The 23,378-nt window shown below is 50.4% G+C and carries 26 protein-coding genes; 14 read left to right on the forward strand and 12 right to left on the reverse strand.

What is annotated here, in order from left to right; translation table 11 throughout:
* Positions 1–129: 129 nt before the first annotated feature.
* The 8 genes from HMPREF2661_RS07280 (at position 130) to HMPREF2661_RS07310 (ending at position 9,466) form a co-directional block, all read left to right on the forward strand.
* A complete protein-coding gene (locus HMPREF2661_RS07280; RefSeq protein ID WP_070822986.1) occupies positions 130–858 on the forward strand; it encodes a PmeII family type II restriction endonuclease in 729 nt (242 codons plus the stop codon).
* Positions 859–930: 72 nt separating this feature from the next.
* A complete protein-coding gene (dcm, locus tag HMPREF2661_RS07285) occupies positions 931–2,190 on the forward strand; it encodes a DNA cytosine methyltransferase (RefSeq protein WP_070822989.1) in 1,260 nt (419 codons plus the stop codon).
* Between the two features lie 160 nt (positions 2,191–2,350).
* A complete protein-coding gene (locus HMPREF2661_RS11835; protein ID WP_349267275.1) occupies positions 2,351–2,575 on the forward strand; it encodes a hypothetical protein in 225 nt (74 codons plus the stop codon).
* Between the two features lie 138 nt (positions 2,576–2,713).
* Entirely contained in the window at positions 2,714–4,291 is a 1,578-nt protein-coding gene (lpt3, locus tag HMPREF2661_RS07290; protein WP_107832068.1) for a lipooligosaccharide phosphoethanolamine transferase, read from the forward strand.
* Positions 4,292–4,356: 65 nt separating this feature from the next.
* Complete coding sequence (locus HMPREF2661_RS07295; protein ID WP_084824317.1) at positions 4,357–7,308, forward strand: DUF3418 domain-containing protein; 2,952 nt, start codon at positions 4,357–4,359, stop codon at positions 7,306–7,308.
* Positions 7,309–7,367: 59 nt separating this feature from the next.
* Positions 7,368–8,510, forward strand: a complete 1,143-nt coding sequence (locus HMPREF2661_RS07300; RefSeq protein WP_070822992.1) for a hypothetical protein — start codon at positions 7,368–7,370, stop codon at positions 8,508–8,510.
* A 1-nt stretch (position 8,511) separates the two neighbouring features.
* Entirely contained in the window at positions 8,512–8,892 is a 381-nt protein-coding gene (locus tag HMPREF2661_RS07305; RefSeq protein ID WP_070823085.1) for an ASCH domain-containing protein, read from the forward strand.
* A gap of 1 nt (position 8,893) precedes the next feature.
* Positions 8,894–9,466: a GNAT family N-acetyltransferase gene (locus HMPREF2661_RS07310; protein WP_070822994.1), complete on the forward strand. Its 573-nt coding sequence runs from the start codon at positions 8,894–8,896 to the stop codon at positions 9,464–9,466.
* 54 nt (positions 9,467–9,520) lie between these two features.
* Here HMPREF2661_RS07310 and HMPREF2661_RS07315 read toward each other — a convergent pair whose 3' ends face one another.
* The 3 genes from HMPREF2661_RS07315 to HMPREF2661_RS07325 all read right to left on the reverse strand — a co-directional run bounded on the left by HMPREF2661_RS07315 (position 9,521) and on the right by HMPREF2661_RS07325 (position 11,565).
* On the reverse strand, positions 9,521–10,291 hold the full coding sequence (locus tag HMPREF2661_RS07315) for a ParA family protein (protein WP_003681348.1): 771 nt from the start codon (positions 10,289–10,291) through the stop codon (positions 9,521–9,523).
* 67 nt (positions 10,292–10,358) lie between these two features.
* Entirely contained in the window at positions 10,359–10,988 is a 630-nt protein-coding gene (gene rsmG / locus HMPREF2661_RS07320; RefSeq protein WP_070822997.1) for a 16S rRNA (guanine(527)-N(7))-methyltransferase RsmG, read from the reverse strand.
* Positions 10,989–11,070: 82 nt separating this feature from the next.
* Positions 11,071–11,565, reverse strand: a complete 495-nt coding sequence (locus HMPREF2661_RS07325; protein WP_003749363.1) for a hypothetical protein — start codon at positions 11,563–11,565, stop codon at positions 11,071–11,073.
* Positions 11,566–11,996: 431 nt separating this feature from the next.
* Here HMPREF2661_RS07325 and HMPREF2661_RS07330 point away from each other — a divergent pair, with 431 nt between their 5' ends.
* From HMPREF2661_RS07330 to HMPREF2661_RS07340, 3 genes are all read left to right on the forward strand, one after another.
* Positions 11,997–13,469, forward strand: a complete 1,473-nt coding sequence (locus HMPREF2661_RS07330; RefSeq protein ID WP_070823000.1) for a malate:quinone oxidoreductase — start codon at positions 11,997–11,999, stop codon at positions 13,467–13,469.
* A gap of 143 nt (positions 13,470–13,612) precedes the next feature.
* Positions 13,613–14,395: an indole-3-glycerol phosphate synthase TrpC gene (gene trpC / locus HMPREF2661_RS07335; RefSeq protein WP_049322461.1), complete on the forward strand. Its 783-nt coding sequence runs from the start codon at positions 13,613–13,615 to the stop codon at positions 14,393–14,395.
* Between the two features lie 63 nt (positions 14,396–14,458).
* Positions 14,459–14,830 carry a DUF488 domain-containing protein gene (locus HMPREF2661_RS07340; RefSeq protein WP_070823003.1) on the forward strand — a complete coding sequence of 124 codons (372 nt, stop codon included), beginning with the start codon at positions 14,459–14,461 and terminating at the stop codon, positions 14,828–14,830.
* Positions 14,831–14,902: 72 nt separating this feature from the next.
* Here the strand turns inward: HMPREF2661_RS07340 and HMPREF2661_RS07345 are convergent, their stop codons facing one another.
* The 5 genes from HMPREF2661_RS07345 to argG form a co-directional block, all read right to left on the reverse strand.
* Complete coding sequence (locus HMPREF2661_RS07345) at positions 14,903–15,535, reverse strand: DUF421 domain-containing protein (protein WP_070823006.1); 633 nt, start codon at positions 15,533–15,535, stop codon at positions 14,903–14,905.
* Positions 15,536–15,547: 12 nt separating this feature from the next.
* Entirely contained in the window at positions 15,548–15,997 is a 450-nt protein-coding gene (locus HMPREF2661_RS07350; RefSeq protein ID WP_070823009.1) for a DUF3290 domain-containing protein, read from the reverse strand.
* Positions 15,998–16,126: 129 nt separating this feature from the next.
* On the reverse strand, positions 16,127–16,342 hold the full coding sequence (locus HMPREF2661_RS07355; RefSeq protein ID WP_070823011.1) for a hypothetical protein: 216 nt from the start codon (positions 16,340–16,342) through the stop codon (positions 16,127–16,129).
* A complete protein-coding gene (locus tag HMPREF2661_RS07360) occupies positions 16,335–16,550 on the reverse strand; it encodes a DUF4177 domain-containing protein (RefSeq protein WP_036493650.1) in 216 nt (71 codons plus the stop codon). Before HMPREF2661_RS07360 ends, HMPREF2661_RS07355 begins: the two co-directional genes overlap by 8 nt.
* 46 nt (positions 16,551–16,596) lie before the next feature.
* Positions 16,597–17,940 (reverse strand): argininosuccinate synthase, encoded by a 1,344-nt coding sequence (gene argG, locus HMPREF2661_RS07365; protein ID WP_070823014.1) that lies wholly within the window; start codon positions 17,938–17,940, stop codon positions 16,597–16,599.
* A 109-nt stretch (positions 17,941–18,049) separates the two neighbouring features.
* Here argG and HMPREF2661_RS07370 point away from each other — a divergent pair, with 109 nt between their 5' ends.
* From HMPREF2661_RS07370 to HMPREF2661_RS07380, 3 genes are read left to right on the forward strand one after another with little or no spacing between them, the layout of a single operon-like run.
* Positions 18,050–18,850: a competence/damage-inducible protein A gene (locus HMPREF2661_RS07370; RefSeq protein ID WP_070823017.1), complete on the forward strand. Its 801-nt coding sequence runs from the start codon at positions 18,050–18,052 to the stop codon at positions 18,848–18,850.
* Positions 18,850–19,476 (forward strand): phosphatase PAP2 family protein, encoded by a 627-nt coding sequence (locus HMPREF2661_RS07375; RefSeq protein ID WP_070823019.1) that lies wholly within the window; start codon positions 18,850–18,852, stop codon positions 19,474–19,476. The genes HMPREF2661_RS07370 and HMPREF2661_RS07375 overlap by 1 nt, the downstream gene beginning before the upstream one ends.
* A 12-nt stretch (positions 19,477–19,488) precedes the next feature.
* Positions 19,489–20,439, forward strand: a complete 951-nt coding sequence (locus tag HMPREF2661_RS07380) for a YheT family hydrolase (RefSeq protein WP_070823022.1) — start codon at positions 19,489–19,491, stop codon at positions 20,437–20,439.
* Positions 20,440–20,533: 94 nt separating this feature from the next.
* Here HMPREF2661_RS07380 and HMPREF2661_RS07385 read toward each other — a convergent pair whose 3' ends face one another.
* The 4 genes from HMPREF2661_RS07385 to HMPREF2661_RS07400 all read right to left on the reverse strand — a co-directional run bounded on the left by HMPREF2661_RS07385 (position 20,534) and on the right by HMPREF2661_RS07400 (position 23,362).
* A complete protein-coding gene (locus HMPREF2661_RS07385; protein WP_003680641.1) occupies positions 20,534–20,830 on the reverse strand; it encodes a helix-turn-helix domain-containing protein in 297 nt (98 codons plus the stop codon).
* Between the two features lie 404 nt (positions 20,831–21,234).
* Positions 21,235–22,014, reverse strand: a complete 780-nt coding sequence (map, locus tag HMPREF2661_RS07390) for a type I methionyl aminopeptidase (protein WP_036493672.1) — start codon at positions 22,012–22,014, stop codon at positions 21,235–21,237.
* Positions 22,015–22,077: 63 nt separating this feature from the next.
* The gene (locus HMPREF2661_RS07395) at positions 22,078–22,683 is read right to left on the reverse strand and encodes a prolipoprotein diacylglyceryl transferase (RefSeq protein WP_070823024.1); all 606 of its coding nucleotides are present in this window, start codon (positions 22,681–22,683) and stop codon (positions 22,078–22,080) included.
* Positions 22,684–22,750: 67 nt separating this feature from the next.
* The gene (locus HMPREF2661_RS07400) at positions 22,751–23,362 is read right to left on the reverse strand and encodes a BON domain-containing protein (RefSeq protein WP_039862284.1); all 612 of its coding nucleotides are present in this window, start codon (positions 23,360–23,362) and stop codon (positions 22,751–22,753) included.
* Between the last annotated feature and the right edge of the window lie 16 nt (positions 23,363–23,378).

Below are 23,378 nucleotides of genomic sequence, written 5' to 3' on the forward strand. Positions count from 1 at the left end.
GGTATATCAATGACGGTTTTCAGGTATTGCTGGAATTGGGGGCGGTGGAGGCCGTCTGAAAACAGGCGGCCTGACAATAAAAAGCAGTCTGCACAGGCTGTCATTTTCAACTTGATAAAGGAAATACCCATGTCTTTGAACACAGCACAAAAACAAAAAATACTGGATGCTGCCAAACAATGGTTTCGCGACCGTATCGCGCAAAACCACATCAAAAATACCGAAAAACTGACTGACCCGAAACAGTTCAACATCAACCCTTTTTTAACGGTTTATCTTGCCAATTTTCTGACGGGCAATTCCAGCCCAGAAAGTATTGCTAAAGCATTACTGTTCCCACGCGTTTTGGGTACATCCATCAATACGTCGTTCGGGCAGAATATGCAGAGTTTCATTTCCGCTATTCAAAATGCCGTCGGTAGCACCGCCAGCGGTATGGATATCGAATTTACTGACCAAACTGACGGGCGCAAAAAATACTGCCAGCTTAAAGCTGGGCCTAACACCATCAATGCCGACGATGTGGAAACCATTGCCGGGCATTTCAAATCGGTACGCAATCTGTCGCGTACCAACCATCTGAAAATCCCTAACGACGACATGATTGTCGGCGTACTTTACGGCGAACCGGAAGATTTGAGCAGCCATTACCGCCGCATTACCGAGCAATACGACTACGATGTCGTCATCGGCAAAGATTTGTGGCACAGGCTGACGGGCGATGAAGGTTTTTATCACGAACTCATCAACGCCATCGGTTCGGTTGCGGTGGAGGCCGATTTCAGCAAGGATTTCGACCGCATTATCAAAACACTTGCCTCCAGCGAAACCGTGCAAAATTTAAGTAACCATGAATAATGTTTGACGACTCTAGCATTTCAGGTTAGATTATGCTGCGATTAATAACCATAACTAAGGTTTAGACAAATTATGCAAAGTCCCGAACACTACACCATCGCTCAAGTTGCAGATATATTAAGCGTTTCCAAAGAAACCCTGCGCCGTTGGGACAAAAACGGCACGCTTGTCCCGCAACGCCAAACTGACAACAACTACCGCCTGTACAGCCGCGAACAGCTCGAAGTATTTGAGGAAGCACGCCTGCTATTTGACAGCCGCTGGCAGGAAGAAGCCGCCATCCGACCGAACCGCCCGTACAAACTGTTGGAACTGTTTGCGGGCGCGGGCGGTTTGGCAATCGGCATGGAACAGGCAGGTTTCGAGTCCGTATTACTCAACGAAATCGATGCGGCAGCCTGTAAAACCCTGCGGAAAAACCGTCCAAATTGGAATGTTGTAGAAGGCGATATTGCCAAACTGGACTTTACCCCCTACCGCGACCAAATCGACATCCTATCGGGTGGCTTTCCGTGTCAAGCGTTTTCCTATGCAGGTAAAAAATTAGGCTTTGAAGACACGCGCGGCACACTATTTTTCGAGTTTGCCCGTGCCGTGAAAGAAACCAATCCCAAAGTGTTTGTAGCCGAAAACGTGCGCGGACTGCTGGCGCATGACGAAGGGCGCACACTGACGGCCATTACCGATATTATCGGCGAACTCGGCTATGAGCTCGTGCCGCCCCGCGTACTTAAAGCCATGTTTTATAAAGTACCGCAAAAACGTGAAAGACTGTTTTTAATTGGTATCCGTAAAGATTTGGCAGACAAAGTCGAGTTCCACTGGCCATCGCCCTACCACCGCATTCTGACCCTGCAAGATGCACTGAAAGCGGGCGAACTTTACAAAGACGACGTACCGCAATCGCCAGGGCAAAAATACCCACAGCGTAAGGCGGAAATTATGGCGCAAGTACCCGCAGGCGGTTATTGGAAAGACCTTCCCGACGCATTGCAGCGCGAATACATGCAGAAAAGCTATTTTCTCGGCGGCGGCAAAACCGGCATGGCGCGGCGGCTGGCATGGGACGAACCCAGTCTGACATTGACCTGCGCCCCTGCACAAAAACAGACCGAACGCTGCCACCCCGAAGAAACCCGCCCGTTGACTGTGCGCGAATACGCCCGCATCCAAACCTTCCCTGATGAGTGGCAGTTTGAAGGTTCACTTGGTGCGCAATACAAACAAATCGGCAACGCCGTCCCCATCAATCTGGCTTATGCTATCGGACGCTCATTAGTTCGCCTGTTGAACGATATTGAAACAAAACTTATCAAGCAGAAAGCCGCATAAACCGACAATTTTCAGGCAGGCGGGCTTCAGCCTGCCTTTTTAATCAAACCGTTTCAAACGAATAGCACGGGCTACCTGAAAGGTCGTCTGAAAACATAAAAAAGCAGCCTGCACTTTTCAGGCAGCCTGCCAATTGTATAATCACATTTAAAACAATAATATGCAAGAAATCCAACCTCTTTCAGACAGCCTGAAAACCGCCACTTCCAACACCCCCCCGCTACCGCCTGACCCGCCTCGGCGAACAAATGGCGCGCCTGCCCATCGACCCGAAAATCGCACGCATTTTGTTGGTATTATTCCGTTTTTAGAAATGCCCGATTCACGGTATATCAATGACGGTTTTCAGGTATTGCTGGAGTTGGGGGCGGTGGAGGCCGTCTGAAAATAAAATCTTTCTTAATCAAATGGCAGGCCATGTTTCATTTTCAGACGGCCTAAATTATTGAGAAACTAAAAATATTGAAAAGGGAATATTGGGTTTTAAAACCCAATCGGTAAATTTTTTATTGTGAAATTATTAATGATGAAAAAATCTTTCCTCACGCTTGTTTTGTATTCGTCTTTACTTACTGCCAGCGAAATTGCCTATCGTTTTGTATTTGGGATTGAAACCCTGCCGGCGGTAAAAATTGTGGAAACGTTTGCGCTGACATTTGTAATTGCTGCGCTGTATCTGTTTGCGCGTTATAAGGCGACGCGTTTGTTGATTGCGGTGTTTTTCGCGTTCAGCATTATTGCCAATAATGTGCATTACGCGGTTTATCAAAGCTGGATGACGGGCATTAATTATTGGCTGATGCTGAAAGAGGTTACCGAAGTCGGCAGCGCGGGCGCGTCGATGTTGGATAAGTTGTGGCTGCCTGCGTTGTGGGGCGTGTTGGAAGTCGTGTTGTTTTGCAGCCTTGCCAAGTTCCGCCGTAAGACGCACTTTGCCGCCGATATTTTGTTTATTGCGGCGATGTTGCTGATTTTTGGACGCTCATTCAGTACGACGCAGGAACACGGTATTTCTCCCAAACCGACATACAGCCGCATTAAAGCCAATTATTTCAGCTTTGGCTATTTTATCGGGCGCGTGTTGCCGTATCAGTTGTTTGATTTAAGCAAGATTCCTGTGTTCAAACAGCCAGCGCCAAGCAAAATCGGGCAGGGCAGTGTTCAAAATATCGTCCTAATTATGGGCGAAAGCGAAAGCGCGGTGCATTTGAAACTGTTTGGTTATGGGCGCGAGACTTCGCCGTTTTTAACCCAGCTTTCGCAAGCCGACTTTAAGCCGATTGTGAAACAAAGCTATTCTGCCGCTTTGATGACGGCTGTGTCCCTGCCCAGCTTTTTCAATGCGATACCGCATGCCAACGGCTACGAACAAATCAGTAGCGGCGATACCAATATGTTCCGCCTTGCCAAAGAGCAGGGCTATGAAACGTATTTTTACAGCGCGCAGGCGGAAAACGAGATGGCGATTTTGAACTTAATCGGTAAAAAGTGGATTGACCATCTGATTCAGCCGACGCAGCTTGGCTACGGCAACGGCGACAATATGCCTGATGAGAAACTGCTGCCGCTGTTCGACAAAATCAATTTGCAGCAGGGCAAGCATTTTATTGTGTTGCATCAACGCGGTTCGCACGTCCCATACGGCGCATTGTTGCAGCCTCAAGATAAAGTATTCGGCGAAGCCAATATTGTGGATAAGTACGACAACACCATCCACAAAACCGACCAAATGATTCAAACCGTATTCGAGCAGCTGCAAAAGCAGCCTGACGGCAACTGGCTGTTTGCCTATACCTCCGATCATGGCCAGTATGTGCGCCAAGATACCTACAATCAAGGCACGGTGCAGCCCGACAGCTATCTCGTGCCACTGGTGTTGTACAGCCCGGATAAGGCCGTGCAACAGGCTGCCAACCAGGCTTTTGCACCTTGCGAGATTGCCTTCCATCAGCAGCTTTCAACGTTCCTGATTCACACGTTGGGCTACGATATGCCGGTTTCAGGTTGTAGCGAAGGCTCGGTAACGGGCAATCTGATTACAGGCGATGCAGGCAGCTTGAACATTCGCGACGGCAAGGCGGAATATGTTTATCCGCAATAAGTGGCGTGAAAACCAATAAAGACAAATTTAGATGATGTCGGGGAAGATGCCCGACCGACAAGACTATGCAAAATATGAAAAACCAAGTACGCGGATCAGGCATGGATGCCCGATCCAACCCAGTCAATGTTTCAGACGGCCTGCAGAACAGTTCGGGTCATATCGGTACCAACACGCGCTACCGCCTGACCAAGCTCGGCGAACAAATGGCGCGCCTGCCCATCGACCCGAAAATCGCGCGCATTTTGTTGGCGGCGAAGAAACACGACTGCATGGCGGAAATATTGGTGATTGCGTCCGCGCTGTCGATTCAAGACCCGCGCGAGCGGCCGTTGGAAGCGCGCGATGCCGCTGCCAAGGCGCATGAACGCTTTACCGACAAGCAATCCGACTTTCTTGCCTATCTGAACATTTGGGACAGTTTCCAGCGCGAGCGTGATAAAGGCTTGTCCAACAAGCAGTTAGTGCAATGGTGCCGTCAATATTTCCTGTCGCACCTGCGGATGCGCGAATGGCGCGAGCTGCACCACCAGCTTGCCCAAACCGCGATTGAAATGGGCTTGACCACCAAAGAAGCCGCGTTTAGACAACCTCCTTCCCAAGAACAATTAAGGCCGTCTGAAAGCCAAGGCGACCAAGATTTAGCGGCTAAACTCAAGCAAAAACAACTGGACAAGAAACAACACCGCGCCCAAATTCGCGCCGCCAAAGAAGCGGGCTACGAACAAATCCACCGCGCCCTGCTCACCGGCCTTATCGCCAACGTCGGCATGAAATCGCCTGACGGCAACGACTACACCGGCGCGCGCGGCAGCCGCTTCCACCTTTTCCCCGCCTCCGCCCTGTTCAAAGCCAAACCCAAATGGGTGATGGCGGCAGAATTGGTTGAAACCACGCGCCTTTACGCGCGCGACGTCGCCGTTATCCAGCCCGAATGGATAGAGCAGGAAGCGCCGCACCTCGTCCGCTACCATTATTTCGAGCCGCACTGGGAACAAAAACGAGGCGAAGTCGTCGCCAGCGAACGGGTAACGCTTTACGGCCTGACCGTATTGCCGCGCCGCCCCGTGTCTTACGGCAAAGTTGCGCCCGAAGAAGCGCGCGAAATCTTTATCCGCGGCGCATTGGTGGCACAGGAAAGCAATCTTCAGACGGCCTTTTTTGTTCACAATAAAAAGCTGATTAAAGAAATTACCGAACTCGAACACAAATCGCGCAAGCAAGACGTATTGGTCGATGACGAAGCCCTGTTTGCTTTTTATAACGAACGCCTGCCCGAGCTGGTGTGGAAAGACGCGAAAGGCGGCGTTTGGGGAAGCGAAGAGGGCGGACAAACCCAGTCGGACAAGACAGCCGATCAAAACGGACAAGCAAACCAGCGCAACGCAGGGCGCGTGGCGCAAGCCGCGCACGCGGATTCCAAAGATGCGTCCAACCACGAGCGTGAACCGAGTTCACACACCCGACAAAATGTTTCAGACGACCCCAAACCCAAAAAGCAGCCTGCATCTCAAAAAGGCCGTCTGAAACCTTTGCCCCTTGCCGATATCCGCACCTTTGAAGCCTGGCTCAAAACCGCCGAACGCGACAATCCGTGCCTGCTGTTCCTCAGCCGCGACGATCTGATGCAACACGCCGCCGCGCACATTACCGAAGAGCAATTCCCCAAATTCTGGCAAACCGCAGACGGCAAGTTCAAACTTTCCTACCGCTTCGAGCCGCACCATCCGCTCGACGGCGTGACCATGACCGTGCCGCTGACCGTCCTCAACCGCCTGCACGCGCCGTCGCTCGAATGGCTGGTGCCCGGTATGTTGCGCGAAAAAATCCAGCTGCTGATTAAAGCACTGCCGAAGCAAATCCGCCGCATTTGCGTGCCCGTACCCGATTTCATCACCAAATTTCTCGAAAGCAATCCCGACCGCCAAGCGGCCATCATTCCCCAGTTGGCGCACTTTATTGCCAAAAGCGCCGGCGATATGCGGATTCTCGAGCAAATCGACCAAGACGCATGGGCGGCGCAAGAATTGCCCGAACACTGCTATCTGAATCTGCGCATTATCGACGACGGCGGACAAGAGCTTGCCGGCGGCCGCAAACTGCACGAATTGCAACAACAACTCGGCCAAGCCGCCGCCGTCACTTTCCGCGACAACACCCAAGAATTCGAGCGCGACAACGTTACCGCATGGGACATCGGCACACTGCCCGAATCCATCAAGTTCGCACGCGGCAAACAACAGCTCACCGGCTACCTCGGCCTGCAAAAAGAAAAAGACGGCCGCATCGCCCTGCGCCTGTTCGACACCATAGAAGCCGCCGAACAGGCACACCGTCAAGGCGTAATCGAATTGATGAAGCTGCAATTAAAAGAGCAGGTAAAAGATTTGAACAAAGGCATCCAAGGCTTCACCCAAGCCGCCATGCTGCTCAAACACATCAACGCTGACGCCCTGCGCGACGACCTCACCCAAGCCGTCTGCGACCGCGCCTTTATCGGCGAAGACGAGCTGCCGCGCAACGAAAAAGCCTTTAAAGAGCAAATCAAACGTGCCCGCAGCCGCCTGCCCGCCGTCAAAGAAGCCCTCAGCCGCTACCTGCAGGAAACCGCAGCCGCCTACGCCGAACTCAACAGCAAACTCGGCAAACATCCATTGACCCACCTTCTAAGACTACGCCTGCAAACCCTGCTCGCCGCCGGCTTCGCCACCCGCACCCCGTGGGCACAATGGCCGCGCCTCCCCATCTACCTCAAAGCCATGACCCTGCGCCTCGAAAAATACAGCGGCAACCCCGCCCGCGACGCAGCCCGCGAAGCCGATATACAGGAGCTGGAACAAATGTGGCAGGAAAAAACCGACAGTTTGGTAAAACAAGGACAACCCGTTTCAGACGACCTCGCTGCGTTTAAATGGATGATTGAAGAATTGAGGGTGTCACTGTTTGCACAGGAATTGAAGACACCGTATCCGGTGTCGGTGAAGAGGTTGTTGAGGGAATGGGAGAGATTGAAATAAATGTAATTATTTATTATATTATCATTACAACATAGATCTATTTGTGAAATGAGGAAATCGTGACTACACAAAAAATTTCATGTTTGCTTTTTAGGACGCATAAAGAACCTTCTGAAGTCGACTTGGAAGCAAATATTTTTCTAGATGAATTACACCTCAATTTATGGGATTTTGATAATAAATGTACATATCTAGATTTAGGCTTATTAATTGATATAACTTCTCTGGAAAAATTAGATAAAAAAGAATTATTTATTAGTATACCTGGAAAGTATGAGTTTGCAGATTTCCTAGATTTAGGAAAGGAACTATCCTCTAATTTAGATATGGTTACTGCTATTTTTAACGAGCCTACTATATCGACAACAAAAAACCAAACATTTACCGCAATAACAAGAAATAAGAAAAATATTATTATAATTCCATTTTTAATACATAAAACATTTAAATTCTCCTATAGGGAAGATATTCTCTGTACCGAAATTATTATTGATTTAAAAAAAATAGCACAAATCGTTAAAGATAATAATTTAAATTCAATAGAGTCAAAGCATGCCTACATTAGGTTTAGAGTTAAAACAGCATCTAAGACTAACTTTATAAAATCATTTACACCAGAAGATGAAGGAGTTTTAAGCTCGACTATAAAATCTAAAATATTAGATGTAAGGATTAATGAAAGTAGATGGTTGCCATCATTTTTAATGGATAATTGCCATTTAGAATTTGTAAAATTTAAAAAAATTCACTTTTTCTTGATAATTAATCAAGAGTATGAACTTGGGGATCACAGTAAAAACTATAATACTAGCCGCTCTCTAACACAAGAGGATATTTGGCAAAAATATCTTTTTCTGAATAAAGGAGATAACATAGTTCAAAATAGTTTAGGTTATCACTGGAAAATGGATAACGGTGATAAGTCGACAGAAAGTTTTAGTCTTTTAGGTAGGTTTTCTAGAATTGAGACATCTACGCGTAAAATTTTTATGTTCTTGTTATTTATATTACTCATAGGATTAGTTTCAAGTTCTTTGGTAAATTTAATAATTATTTTTTTTACAGAGCATGGTAGCATAATACGTAATCCTAACTTTTATATATTATCTTTCTCCATTATATTAATATGTTTATTAGTTTTTAAAAAAAAATTACTAAATTTGTACACAATTATCTTCAATCACTCCCTCGATGAAATTTAAAATGGATATCCTAATATCAATGCATCCTGAGTTTATTACACAAATTAATTTGGGACTAAAGAAGTTCGAATATAGAAAGACATTACCCAAATTAAGTGTAAATACAGTTTATATTTATGGTACGAGCCCTCTCTCAAGGGTTGTTGCAAAGTTTGAGGTAAAACGAGTAATTTCTGATAATTTAATTTCTTTATGGGAAAAAACCAATTATAATTCAGGTATAACGAAAGAAAGGTTCTTCCAATATTTTGGAGAACACAATAATGGTTATGCTATAGAAATAGTAAACTTTAGATTGCTTCCTCATCCTCTGCAAATAGAAGAATTCTGTGGAAAGAAACATCCTCCACAAAATTTCTACTACCTAAAACAAGGAGTATAAGATGACGTATCACTTTATTTTTGCCCCCAATGCTCTGTCTCCTTACGCTTCCTTACCTTTATTTAATAATGAAAATCAAATTCAGCGCCAAGAGATAGTAGGAACACCTCTTATCGATTCTAATCTTATTATAGAACAAGAGAATATTGCTTTACCTGTAATTAATCATGTATTTGCTAATTTGAACCAGTTGTCTCAGCAATATCCAGATTTTGAGAATTGGTTAGAGCAAAAAGTATTTACTGGTCTCTATAACAAAACTCGCTCAATCTTACTTGAATGGCGTGATGGGAAGATTGCTGGTTTGGCAATTCTAAAAAATGAGATTGAAGAAAAGAAATTATGCTGTTTAAGGATCATGCCTGAATTCCAAAATAAAGGGATTGGTATAAAGTTGTTCCAAAGATCTTTTGCTGAGTTAGGGACGGAGAAGCCTTTACTTTCTGTAAGTGAACAAAAACTTTCTGAATTTGAGAAGATTTTTAATTATTTTGGTTTTGTTCAAACAGAAAAATATTTTGATTTATATAAACAAAATACGATAGAAATATCATATAACGGTTATTTAAAATAAACCAAAGGCCGTCTGAAGTACTTTCAGACGGCCTTTTTATATTCATATTTCTGTTTATTTTTCCAACCGTGCAATCAGTTCATCGGCCAAGTCGAGATAAGCCTGGGTGCCTTTGGCGTGGGCATCGTAGGCGAGGGCGGGGAGGCCGTGGCTGGGGGCTTCGGCGAGGCGGATGTTGCGGGGGATGACGGTATCGAAGAGCAGGTTGCCGAAGTGTTGTTTGAGCTGTTCGCTGACTTCGACGACGAGGCGGCTGCGGCTGTCGTACATGGTGCGGACGATGCCGGTTACGTCGAGGTCGGGGTTGATGGCTTGGCGGATTTTGCGGACGGTAGCCACGAGGTCGGAGATGCCTTCCAGGGCGTAGTATTCGCAAAGCATAGGGACGATGACGCCGTTGGCGGCGACCAGGCCGTTGAGGGTGAGCAGGGTTAGAGAAGGGGGGCAGTCGATGAGGACGTAGTCGTAGTTGTCGGCAACGAGCTGTAGGGCGTTTTTGAGGCGGATTTCGCGTGCGATTTCTTGGACGAGTTCGACTTCTGCGCCGGCCAGTGTGCGGTTGGCGCCCAATACGTCGTAGCCGCCTTCTTTGCTGCGGACGACGGCGTTGGGGATGTCGGTTTCGCCGAGGACAACTTGGTAAACGCCGTTTTCGATGGTGGCTTTGTTGATGCCGCTGCCTGTGGTGGCGTTGCCTTGGGGGTCGAGGTCGACGACGAGGACGCGGCGGCCTTTGGAGGCCAGGGAGGCGGCTAGGTTGACGGTGGTGGTGGTTTTGCCGACTCCGCCTTTTTGGTTGGCGACGGCGAGGATTTGTGCGCTCATGTGCTTTGCTGTCGTGTTAAGTGTGGATGGCTGGATTGTACCGTTATTCGGTATGCTTGGGTTGTTTTCAGACGGCCTTTTTGCGGATGATGACGATATGGCGTTCGGCATTGAGTTGGGGGACGTGCAATGCTTCGACTTTTTCGACGGCGACGCTTTCGGGCAGTTTGTCGATTTCTTCTTGTGGGTATACGCCTTTCATGGCCGCCCAGTAGCCGCCGTCTTTGAGGAGGTGCTCGGTCCAGTTGACGAAGTCGGCGAGTTCGGCAAAGGCGCGGCTGGTGATGACGTCGGCGCGGCAGTCGGCGGCGGCTTCTACGCGGCCGCTGATGATGTGGACGTTTTTAAGGCCGAGTTCGATGACGGCTTGTTGCAGAAAGGCGGTTTTTTTGGTGTTGGCATCGAGGAGGGTGATGTCGAGGTCGGGGCGGCAGATGGCGGTGGGTATGCCGGGCTGTCCGCCGCCGGAGCCGACGTCGAGCATGGTTTGCGCGTGTTCGATATAGGGCAAGAGGGTCAGGCTGTCGAGCAGGTGGTGGCTGACGGTTTGGGCGGGATCGCGCAGGGCGGTCAGGTTGTAGGTTTTGTTCCACTTTTGCAGCAGGGCGGCATAGTCTAGCAGTTTGGCCTGTTTGGCTTCGTCGATGTCCAAACCCAGTGCCTGTATGCCGTCGTGGAGCTGTTGCGCCTGATTCATTTGTTATTCCTTATTGGTTAAAACGCGTTGGATGTAATGGTAACGGAAAGCATGCCGTCTGAAAATGTTTGCGCCTGTTGAATCAACGTTTCATCTTGTGAAAGACGATGGGCTGCTCCGGCGCGCGTGTGAGCTGTTTGGGCAGGGTCAGCATGGCGATGATCCACACGGAGAGGGTGTAGTAGAACACGCCTTGCCCGCGCATACCGGCCAATGCGGCATTTCCTAAGATAGCTTCAAAAATCAAGCCAGCCGCCGCCGAGGCACACGCTGCGACCCCGGCAAGGAAGATGGCGTAACGCGAATGCCGGCGCATCATTTTTTTATACGCCAGCTTGGTCAGTCCGCCGGCAATCGGCAGGTTGAGGAAGGCAAACATGCCGCAGACGAACCATGCGACGGAATCCTGCCAGCCGCTTTGCCATGCCCATGCGCCGTCTTTGACCGTGACCAGCAGGCCTTGGCCGTCTGAAAAGGCGATTTGCACGATATTGTGCAATATCATCGCCAGCGGCAGGGTGAGGAACATCAGTGCGACCAATAGGGGGCGGTAGGGTTTTTCTTGTGTCAGATACATGGCGGTTTGCCTTGTTGTGGGATAAGTTGAAATGATAGCAGATTGGCGGTTGATTCACGTTTGTTAGCGCTGAAATTGCTGACAAAAACGGTCAATTAAAAAAGAAATGAAAAATTCTTTTTTCTTGGCAAACCTTGGCGTATAAAGGGTAAGAAAACGTTTTCAGACGGCCTAATCTCTTATTTTTATATGAACCGAACAGAAAATCTTTGCATTTCTCCGTAAAATCTACTAAATTCTCAATAACATATTATAAAGACCTGAAATCTGGAACCCAAACCGAAACTGCCTCCCGCCCTTTACGCTCGGAAACTCAGCAGGCAAAAAAGTTTCACACACTACAAAAACAAAACAATTCCTATGAAATCAGTTGTTTATAATGATAGATAACCACAAGGCAAACCATGCCTGACTTTAGTAGGAGTAAAACCATGGCTGAAGCAACCGATGTCGTATTAGTAGGCGGCGGCATTATGAGCGCCACTTTGGGCGTATTGCTCAAGGAGCTCGAACCATCTTGGGAAATTACCCTGATCGAACGTTTGGAAGATGTAGCGTTGGAATCATCAAATGCATGGAACAACGCCGGTACGGGACACTCTGCCCTGTGCGAATTGAACTATGCCCCCCTGACTGCCGACGGTACGATCGATCCGACCCGCGCCCTCAATATTGCCGAACAATTCCACATCAGCCGCCAGTTTTGGGCGAGCTTGGTCGAAGAAGGCAAACTGGCCGACCGCACTTTCATCAATTCCGTTCCCCATATGTCGCTGGTGATGAACGCCGACCATTGCAGTTATCTGCAAAAACGTTTCGACGTGTTCAAAAACCAAAAACTCTTCGAAAAAATGGAGTTTTCTACCGACCGCGCCAAAATTGCCGAATGGGCGCCGCTGGTTGTCAACGGCCGTGATGAAAACCAATCCATCGCCGCCAACTATTCCGCCGAAGGCACAGACGTCGATTTCGGCAGCCTGACCCGCCAGATGGTCAAATACTTGAGCGACAAAGGCGTAAAAATCAAATTCAACCGTCATGTCGACGACCTCAACCGCGAATCGGACGGCGCATGGGTGCTGAAAACCAGCAGCACCAAAGACGATGACGACCCGTTGACACTCCGCACCCGTTTCGTCTTCCTCGGCGCAGGCGGCGGCGCACTGACCCTGCTGCAAAAATCCGGTATCCCCGAAGGCAAAGGTTACGGCGGCTTTCCGGTTTCCGGCCTCTTCTTCCGCAACAGCAATCCCGAAACGGCCGCGCAACACAACGCCAAAGTGTACGGCCAAGCCTCCGTCGGCGCTCCCCCTATGTCCGTTCCGCATTTGGATACCCGCAACGTGGACGGCCAACGCCATTTGATGTTCGGCCCGTATGCAGGCTTCCGCCCCAACTTCCTCAAACAAGGCTCGCTCATGGATTTGCCGATGTCCATCCACATGGACAACCTCTACCCCATGCTCCGCGCCGGTTGGGCTAATATGCCGCTGACCAAATACCTCTTGGGCGAATTGCGTAAAACCAAAGAAGAACGCTTCGCCTCGCTGCTCGACTACTATCCGGAAGCTAATCCTGACGATTGGGAACTGATTACCGCCGGTCAACGCGTACAAATCATCAAAAAAGACCCGAAAAAAGGCGGCGTACTCCAATTTGGTACCGAAATCGTCGCTCATGCCGACGGCTCGCTGGCCGCATTGCTGGGTGCGTCCCCAGGTGCATCAACCGCCGTACCTTTGATGATTAAGCTGATCAACCAATGCTTCCCAGATCATGCCGAATCATGGTCTGGCCGTCTGAAAGAATTGGTGCCCGGCTACGGTATCAAGCTGAACGACAATCCGTCTTTGGCGGACGAAATCATCAGCCACAACGCGTCCGTTTTGGGCATTCATCACTAAATTGAAGCAGACACAAAGGCGGGCATTCTTGCCCGCCTTTTTTCAAACCATTAAAATAGCGGCATTCAGGCCGTCTGAAATCTAATCTGCAGCAGCATGTTGCACGACTCAAACCCGAAAATCAGCCCCAATAGAAAAACGCCATGACCGATATTCTCAACAAAATCCTTGCCACCAAAGCAGAAGAAGTGGCCGCCCAAAAAGCCGCCGTTTCCTTGGAAGACATCAAAGCCCAAGCGCAGGCAGCCGCGCCGGTTCGCAGCTTTATCGGCTCAATCCGTGAAAAACACGCGCAGAATCTGCCCGCCATTATTGCCGAAGTCAAAAAAGCCAGCCCAAGCAAAGGCCTGATCCGCCCTGATTTTCATCCTGCCGAAATCGCCGTTGCCTATGAAAAAGCCGGCGCGGCCTGTTTGTCCGTGTTGACGGACGAACCTTATTTCCAAGGCTCACCCGAGTATTTGAAACAGGCGCGTGCGGCTGTGGCGCTGCCGGTCTTGCGTAAAGATTTCATCATTGACGAATACCAAATCTATCAGGCGCGCGCGTGGGGTGCGGATGCGGTTCTTCTGATTGCCGCCGCCTTGGAAGCAGAGCAGCTTGAGCGTTTTGAAGCCGTTGCCCACGAATTGGGCATGACTGTCTTGTTAGAATTGCACGATGCGTCCGAGCTGGAAAAATGCCGCAACATGACCACGCCGCTGTGGGGCGTCAACAACCGCAACCTGCGTACGTTTGAAGTGACCCTGCAACAAACCCTCGATCTCTTGCCTGAATTGAACGGTAAAACCGTTGTAACCGAAAGCGGCATCCGCAACAAAGAAGACGTCGATTTCATGCGCGGCCACGGCGTGCATACTTTCCTGATCGGCGAAACCTTTATGCGTGCCGAAGATATCGAAGCCGAAGTCAAAAAACTGTTCTAAACCTAAAAAATATCAGGCCGTCTGAATTTTCAGACGGCCTGAATCCATTGGAGACGAGAAAAAATGTTTACCGTACAACGCATTTATGCTTATCAGCCGAATCCCGAACAGACCGCCGTCTTTATCGACCGCCTTTATCCGCGCGGCGTCCATAAAGAAGTTTTCGCTACGGCGATTTGGCTCAAAGACATTACGCCCAGTGCAAACCTGCGCCGCTGGTATCATGAAAATCCGGCTGAGAATTTTGACGGTTTTGTCAGCCGTTATCACGAAGAGCTGCAAGGCGATACCGAGCAGGCCGCCATCAAGCAGCTGCTGGATTTGGAGCGGCAACACGGCAATATCCTGTTGCTGACCGCCGTCAAAGACCCCCGACATTCCCACGTTTCTACGCTGGCTCAATTTTTGGGCGCAAGGTTTGAATACCGCGATTAAAACATCAGTGTTTGGGCTGAATGCAAAAAGGCCGTCTGAAATCAGGGTTTCAGACGGCCTGCTATTTTCAAATCAAGAAGGATAACGGTGTGCCACCAATTTTCCGTCTATGTATTCGCCGATATAGACTTGCGAGGCTTCAAGGTGGAGGCGGTCAAGCTCTTGTTGCAGCCACTCTTCATCACGCTGAATGATTTCGAGGATGTCGGGGTCGACTTGGCCGTCTGTAATCAGCGGATAGCGTAGGCTTTCGTCGCCGTACTGAATGACGGTGAGCTGGCCGTTTTGCTCCATGACGGCGCGTTTGACCGAAGAAATTTCGTAGATGCCGGCGGCGCGGAGTTTGAACATGAGGTCATGCGCGCTGATGCCGTTTTTCATACATTCTTCTGCTTGTACTTTGCCGTTGACGATGATCCAAACGGATTTGCCGTCAATCACGGATTTGACCCAGTGGTTGTGGTTTTTGATGAATTTCAGGCTTAAGACCAACAACGTCCACAAAATCAGTACGAGGAAAAATTGCAACAGGCCGACGCTGTCGCTGTAAATCAGGCCGCCGATGATGCCGCCGAGTACAAAGTTTTGTACTTGATCCATGGCGGAGGTCGGTGCGAGGTTGCCTTTGCCTAAGAGATTGATTTGCAAAATTAAACCTAAAAAACCCATCAGCAGTTTGAGGGCGAGCAGAGAGTATGCTTCCATGTGTGTATCCTGTTATTCTTTATCGATGAGTTCGATATTGTTGTTGACCAGATTGATGGGCGTCAGTGTGTAGGCGGAGAAGTCTTGATTGAAATGGACTTCGTAATATTGGCTTTTGATGCCGATAATCATACCGTTGGATAGGCGCGTGCTGTTGACGATGATGTCTTGTTTTTCAACCTTTTGGTTTTCGATTAAGGCATCGAGAAAGCCAACCATGCGCGAAGTGTCGGCGGCGAAGTTTTGACGTTCGCTGTACGAAAGATATTGCGTGCCGCAGATGAGGATGAGCAGCAACAGCGCAATAATGCTCAGATCGCGGTATTTGGTGTCCATACGGTGGCGCAGGTATTGCGATACGGCGAGCAGGAGGATGACGAGGGCGGCGAAAATCAGGACGTATTTCAAGTAGTCGTTGAAATACATATGGTTTTCAAGATAAAAGTGGGAAAAGAATTTCATGGTATTCAGTAGCTTTGAGGAGGGTAATGAGGCAGTCTGAAACATAAATTTCAGACGACCCTGTCTATTGAACAAGGATGTTGCGTCAAGGTTTTGGATAAAGCACACATGGTGCTTTCCGAAGTAGGATCAGTTGATAAATCCGTCGTCTTTCATTTTCTTTTCGGAAAAATACTGGCTGATCACCAGTAAGCTGGCCAGAATGATAATGAAAAGACCTGCCATGGTCAGGGTGATTTTGAGAAACAAATCGGCATCGACGAAGGAAAACCACAGTTGCAAAATCAAGAGCAACACCCAGCTGACGAACAATCCGAGACAGGCATAGACGCCGAATTTAAACACGTTCTTTTTCCAAAATGACGACGTAGGCTTCACGCACGAAAAACAGCAGCATTCGGCGTTGGTCTTTTTCCATGGTAACGACCTTCCAGCCTTGTGAGGCGTGGCTGTTGAGAAAATCGCTGAATTTGACCGGATTGATTTTGGCGCTGCCGAAAATCAAGCTGGAAAGCAGGTTCTCTTGATAAATGACGGCTTTATATTCTTTCATTTTATTCCTTTATAAAATAAGGGGGCCTTAAAGACCCCCCATGATTCTACTCCTTATTATTCAACTGCGGTAATACGGAACCTTCGCCCAAGGACAACAAACCGCTTTGCGAGTAAATACCCAGTTTGGCGCGGGTGTCGGTGATGTCGAGGTTGCGCATAGTGAGCTGGCCGATGCGGTCGAGCGGGGTGAATGCGGCGTCTTCGACTTTTTCCATGCTCAGGCGTTCCGGTTGGTAGGTCAGGTTAGGCGATTCGGTGTTCAGAATCGAGTAGTCGTTGCCGCGGCGCAGTTCGAGGGTTACTTCGCCGGTAATGGCTTTGGCGACCCAGTGTTGGGCGGTTTCGCGCAACATGAGGGCTTGGCTGTCGAACCAGCGGCCTTGGTAGAGCAGGCGGCCGAGGCGCAGGCCGTTGATGCGGTATTGTTCGATGGTGTCTTCGTTGTGGATGCCGGTCACCAAGCGTTCGTAGGCGATGTGGAATAATGCCATGCCTGGGGCTTCGTAGATGCCGCGCGATTTGGCTTCGATGATGCGGTTTTCGATTTGGTCGCTCATGCCCAAACCGTGGCGGCCACCGATGCGGTTGGCTTCGAGGAAGAGTTCGACGGGGTCGGCGTATTCTTTGCCGTTCAGTGCAACGGGCACGCCTTCTTCAAAGCGCACGCTGACTTCTTCGGGTTTGACTTCGACGTTTTCGTCCCAGAAGGCAACGCCCATGATGGGTTTGACGATTTTGATGCCGCTGTTGAGGAATTCCAAGTCTTTCGCTTCGTGGGTGGCACCCAGCATGTTGGAGTCGGTAGAGTAGGCTTTTTCAACCGACATTTTGTAGTTGAAGCCGTTGGCAATCAGAAATTCGCTCATTTCGTGGCGGCCGCCGAGTTCGTCGATAAATTGTTGGTCGAGCCAAGGTTTGTAGATTTTCAGCGCGGGATTGGTCAACAGGCCGTAGCGGTAGAAACGCTCGATGTCGTTGCCTTTGTAGGTGCTGCCGTCGCCCCAAATGTTGACATCGTCTTCTTTCATGGCGGAAACGAGCATGGTGCCAGTAACGGCGCGGCCCAAAGGCGTGGTGTTGAAATAGGCGATGCCGCCGGTGGAAACGTGGAACGCGCCACATTGGATGGCGGCGATGCCTTCGTGTGCCAATTGTGCGCGGCAGTCGATCAGGCGGGCGTTTTCCGCACCGTATTCCATCGCTTTTTTGGGAATGGCGTTGTAGTCGTCTTCGTCGGGCTGGCCGAGGTTGGCAGTATAGGCATAAGGCAGCGCGCCTTTGAGTTTCATCCACAACAGCGCGGCAGAGGTATCGAGGCCACCGGAGAAGGCGATGCCGACTTTTTGGCCAACGGGGAGATTTTGTAAAATGGTATGGTTTTGGCTCATGGGAATTTCTCCAGACTTGAAAAGTTGAAACCATTATCTTATAAATGGAATACATTGTCAGCAATAGGCCGTCTGAATGTTCGGAAGGCCGTATTAAAGAAACCTCATCATGAACGCTTTTAACCTCATCATCATCGGCGATGAAATCCTGCACGGCAGCCGCCAAGACAAGCATTTCGCCTTTTTTAAATCTTTATTGGAATCGCACGGGCTGAAACTCAATCAGGTGCAATATCTGCCTGACGAACCCGAATTGCTGGTCAAACAGCTGCGCCGCAGTTTTTCAGACGGCCTGCCGACTTTCGTTACCGGTGGTATCGGCTCTACGCCTGACGACCACACGCGCCAAGCCGCAGCGGCTGCTTTGGATTTGCCCGTCGTCCGCCATCCTGAAGCCGCCAAGTTTATCGAAGGCGTAACCCTGAAACGCGGCGAGCCGCTCGATTCGCCGGAACACGCCCAGCGTCTGAAAATGGCGGATTTTCCCGAAGGCGCGGAATTGGTGCCCAATCCGTTTAACAACATCGCCGGATTTTCCATCCGCGAGCATTATTTCTTCCCCGGCTTCCCCGTGATGGCGCACCCGATGGCGGAATGGGTATTGGAAACTTATTACGCCGACCGCTTCAACCAAACCGAACGCGGCAGCCGCAGCGTGTATGTGTTCGAGCAACCCGAATCGCGCATTACGCCGATTATGGAACATCTTGAGCGCACCTACGTCGGTATCCGTTCGTACAGCCTGCCCACCGTGGGTCGTACCGATTCAGACGGCCGTTATATTCCGCCGCATATCGAGTTCGGCATCAAAGCGGAAGGCGAGGCCTGCCGCTTGCTGGATGCAGCGTGGGCAGATGCGTTGCAGGGTTTGCAGGCAATTGGCGCGACTTTGAAAGAAACGGTGGAATAATGCACTTATCCCCAGCCCAATCCAGACGCGCATTGACTTTCGCTTCTTTGCTGTTTTTACCACCGACCCTCATCATCGGTATTTGGCTGGCGCAATATGGCGGCTTCGCTTTTGAGCCGCCGCTGATGCACGCCGTCCATGCCCATGCGGGCACATGGTTTGACCCGATTGCCACCGTGTTGCACTATCTGGGCAAAACCGCGATTGCCGTGCCGCTGATCGGCGCGGTTGCCGCCGCCCTGTATTTCGCCGATAAAAAGCGCGAAGCACTGTTTTGCGTGTTGGCGGCATTGGTGCCGACTGTGAACATGCTGATTGTGAAGGTATGGTTTGCCCGCGAACGCCCGCTGCTTTGGCCGCGCCTGATTGAAGAGAGCAATTTCTCCTTCCCCAGCGGCCACAGTACGTTTTCCGCCGCCATTGCCGTCATGCTGATATTGCTTTGCCGCCGCACTCGCTATCGCCGCGCCGCTTGGATAGGCGGTATTTCCTTTGCCCTGTTGACCGGGTTTTCACGCATTTATTTGGGCGTGCATTATCCCACCGACGTTTGGGCAGGCTGGACAAACGGCACGTTGACTGCCTTGCTGGTGTATATGCTTATCTTCAGGCCGTCTGAAAAATAGAAGAAACGAATTATGAATACACGTTCACCCAACACGCCTTATTGGCTCAGAAACGGCCATGCCGATACCCTGTTTGCCAAACTGCTGCAAGGCAAGGCGCCCGACTACCGCCGCGAGCTTTTGCCCGACAGCACCGGCAAAACCCAAGTTGCCTACGATTTTGTCGACAGCGCCGACCCCGATGCGCCGCTGGTGGTTTTGTTCCACGGACTGGAAGGCAGCAGCGAGAGCCATTACGCGGTCGAGTTGATGAAAGCCGTGCAGCAGCGCGGTTGGAACGGCGTGGTTGCCCATTTCCGCAGTTGCGGCGGCATCGCAAACACCGCGCCCGTGTTCTACCATCTCGGCGATACGACTGAAATCGCCTTTATGCTCAACACGCTGGCCCAACGCTATTCAACCATTTACGCCGTCGGCGTTTCTTTGGGGGGCAATGCCCTGGCCAAATATTTGGGCGAGCAGGGCAGCAATGCCGTTCCGCGCGCTTCTGCCGTCGTTTCCGCACCGGTTGATGCCGTAGCGGCAGGTACGCGTTTTGATCAGGGCATGACGCGACTGATTTACACGCGCTATTTTTTGAATTCGCTGCTGCCGAAAGCCCGAGCGATTCCTCAGTTTCAGACGGCCTTGAGCCGGCAAAACTGCAAAACGCTTGGCGATTTTGACGACCGCTTTACCGCGCCGCTTCACGGTTTTGCCGACCGCCACGATTACTACCGCCGCAATTCCTGCAAACCGTTTCTGAAAGGCGTGGATACGCCGTTGCTGCTGCTCAATGCCGTCAACGACCCCTTCCTGCCGCCGGAAGCCCTGCCGACCGGGCGGGACGTGTCCTCGGCCGTTACGCTGCTGCAACCGACATACGGCGGTCATGTCGGCTTCGTCAGCCGCGATCGGGGCCGTCTGAATCTGCAATGGCTGCCGCAAACGGTGTTGGACTATTTCAAGCAGTATCAGCCGTAAAGGAGAAAGGGCATATATGCGACATGCCCTTAGAGTGTAGAAAGTAAAAAGGCCGTCTGAAAACAAGTTTCAGACGGCCTTTTGAATGGCTTGATTATTTGCCTTTGTTGTCGGCTTTGGCTTCTTTTTTCAGAGAAGCGTACAACTCAGGGTCGCGGTTTTTCAGCAAGGACGCAACGGCCAAGTCGTCACGGTTTACTTTAGCCAAATCGACGCGCTCGATGTGTACCAAACGCAGCAATTCGCGTACAGGTTTAGGCATATTGCGGCCGGATTCGTAACGGGAACCACCGGATTGAGTCACACCGATGCGGCTCCAGAAGTCCATTTGGTTCAGGCCGAGTTTTTTACGGATATCGCGGATGTTTTCAATTTTTTCGAACGATTTCATGAATCTTCCTTATTGTGGTATTTGTTGCATGCCTCTAGGCATAAAAATGGGTCTGCAAGAATGCCGGCATCCCTTTTCCTGTAGGCTTTTGGGGTGATATGTGGGCGTATTGCAAATGACTGATCTAGATAATTAGACAGTATATTCGAAAGAAGTTTGCCGCTGTTTGCCATAATTTGTGTAAATATTTCTTAATTCATTATTTCGTATAATTTTTGGCATATAAATCATTAAATTATGCGATTATCTTAAATATGGCGTGGGCAAATTTTTACACAACTAAACAATTCATTATGGGTAAAAACTTAATTTTGAGCTTTTATTCGGTTTGACGGGTCGGGAAAACGGATAAATTTCAGGCCGTCTGAATCTGTATTTTCAGACGACCTGAAAATTTTTCAAGTTTAAGGCTTGCCGGTGGCAGGACTGATGGTGAGGATTTCGTAGCCGGTTTCGGTAACCAAGACTTCGTGTTCCCATTGGGCGGAAAGGGAGCGGTCTTTGGTAACCACTGTCCAACCGTCGTTCAGGATACGCAGGTGGCGTTTGCCTTGGTTGATCATCGGCTCGATGGTAAAAATCATGCCCGGTTTGAGGACGAGGCCCTGACCTTTGCGGCCGTAATGGACCACTTGCGGCGCTTCGTGGAAACCGCGGCCGATGCCGTGGCCGCAGAATTCTTGAACTACGGAGTAGCCGGCATTTTCGGCAACCTGTTGGCAGGCATAGCCGACATCGCCAAGGGTGGCGCCGGGTTTGACCGCTTCGATACCCGCCATCATGGAGGCGTGGGTCACGTCGATCAGGCGCTGGGCAATCGGGGAGACTTTGCCGACGGTAAACATGCGGCTGGAATCGCCGTGGAAGCCGTCTTTTTTGATGGTCAGGTCGATGTTGACGATGTCGCCTTCTTTCAGCGGCTTGTCATCGGGAATGCCGTGGCAGATGACGTGGTTGACGGAGGTGCAGCAGGATTTCGGGTAGGGCGGGTTGCCGTAGTTGAGGGGGGCCGGATAACCGCCTTGAACGTTGACGTGGTAGTCGTAAACGAGTTTGTCGATTTCGTTGGTGGTGACGCCGGGTTTGACGAATTGGCCGATGTAATCGAGGGCTTCGGCGACCAAGCGGCCGAGTTCGCGCATTTTTTCGATTTCTTCGGGGGTTTTGATGATGACTTTGTCCATGAGGTTTCCTTCTTGTTTCAGACGGCATGGGGGCCGTCTGAACGGGACGGGTGTGCCGTCTGTTTAAAACAGGTTGTCGAGATTGTCTTTGTTGCGCGGTTTGGCTTGTGGTTTGGCCTCAGGCTCGGCTTTAGGAGTCGGTTTGGATTCGGGGGCTTTGGCTTTTTCCGGTTTGTTTTCTACTGCTTGTGCGGCAGGTTTATTGCTTGCGGCTTTGTTTTCTACCGGCTGGCTGTCTGCTTGAGGTGTGTTTTGAGCGGCAGGGCTGCTGTTGTCGGATTGTGTTTTTTCTGATTTGTCGGTTTCGGCGCGTTTGTTTTCTGTGCGTTTGCTGCGGTGTGTAGTGGGGCGGTCATTTTTTACACCTTCTTCCGCTTTTTCGCCTTTTTCGTTTTGTGGGACGACAGGATTGCCGGAGGCGGTTTTCGCGTCGCCTTCTTGGGCGGGTTGGACGGTTTCAGGTTCGACAGTACCGTTGGGGCGCCAAACTTCAATGCGTGTGTCGGTTTGTTCGGCAGGGCTTTTTTCGGGTACGTCGGTTTTACCGGAGTTTAGGGTGCTGAATACGCCGGCGACAAGGGTGGCGACGGCGATAAAGCTGACAAGGAATAAAGCGCGGATTAGGTGTTTGGGCTTAAGTTGGAAAGGGGTTTTATTATTCTTGGACATGATGGGGCGGGTAATCGTTGGAGGAATGGCCGTCTGAATGTTCAGACGGCCCCGGGTTGCCTGTGAATCAGTTGGCAACGTAGTTTTGATAGAGGGTCACGACTTTTTGTACGCCGACGGTCGTGCTGACTTTTTGGGTCACGCGGGCTTGTTCGTCAGGCGTGAGGATGCCCATCACATAGGTCACGTTGCCGTAAGTTACGATTTTGACGCGTGCTTGGGTGGCCGGGCTGAGGCCCAACAGGGTGGCGCGGACTTTGGATGTACCCCAAGTATCGTTGGTCACATCACCGAGCGAACGCGCTTGTGAGGCAACGGTGATGTAGTTGTACACGCCTTCTGCGGCTTGTTCGGAACGGGCGATGCGTTCAACAAATTGTTTTTCGCCTTCGGTAGCCACTTGGCCGAGCAGGAGCAGGTGGCGGTTGTAGCCGACAACGTTCAGTTTGGGCTTGTAGCCTTGGACTTGGTTGTTTTGGCGCAGGTAGGAGCGTGCGGTGGTTTCGACGCGCAAGGCCATAACGTTGTCGTCGGTTTGCGCGCCTGTGGTGCGGCGGTCGACGGCGGATTTGGTGCCGACGGCTGCACCGCCGATCAGTGCGCCGACGCAGCCGCTCAGACTCAGGCTCAAGAGGGTCGCGGTCAGAACGGGGAGGGCGTAGCGTTTGATATTCTTCATATCCTTTTCCTTGGGT

This window comes from Neisseria sp. HMSC061B04 (assembly GCF_001836705.1).
Lineage (GTDB): Bacteria > Pseudomonadota > Gammaproteobacteria > Burkholderiales > Neisseriaceae > Neisseria.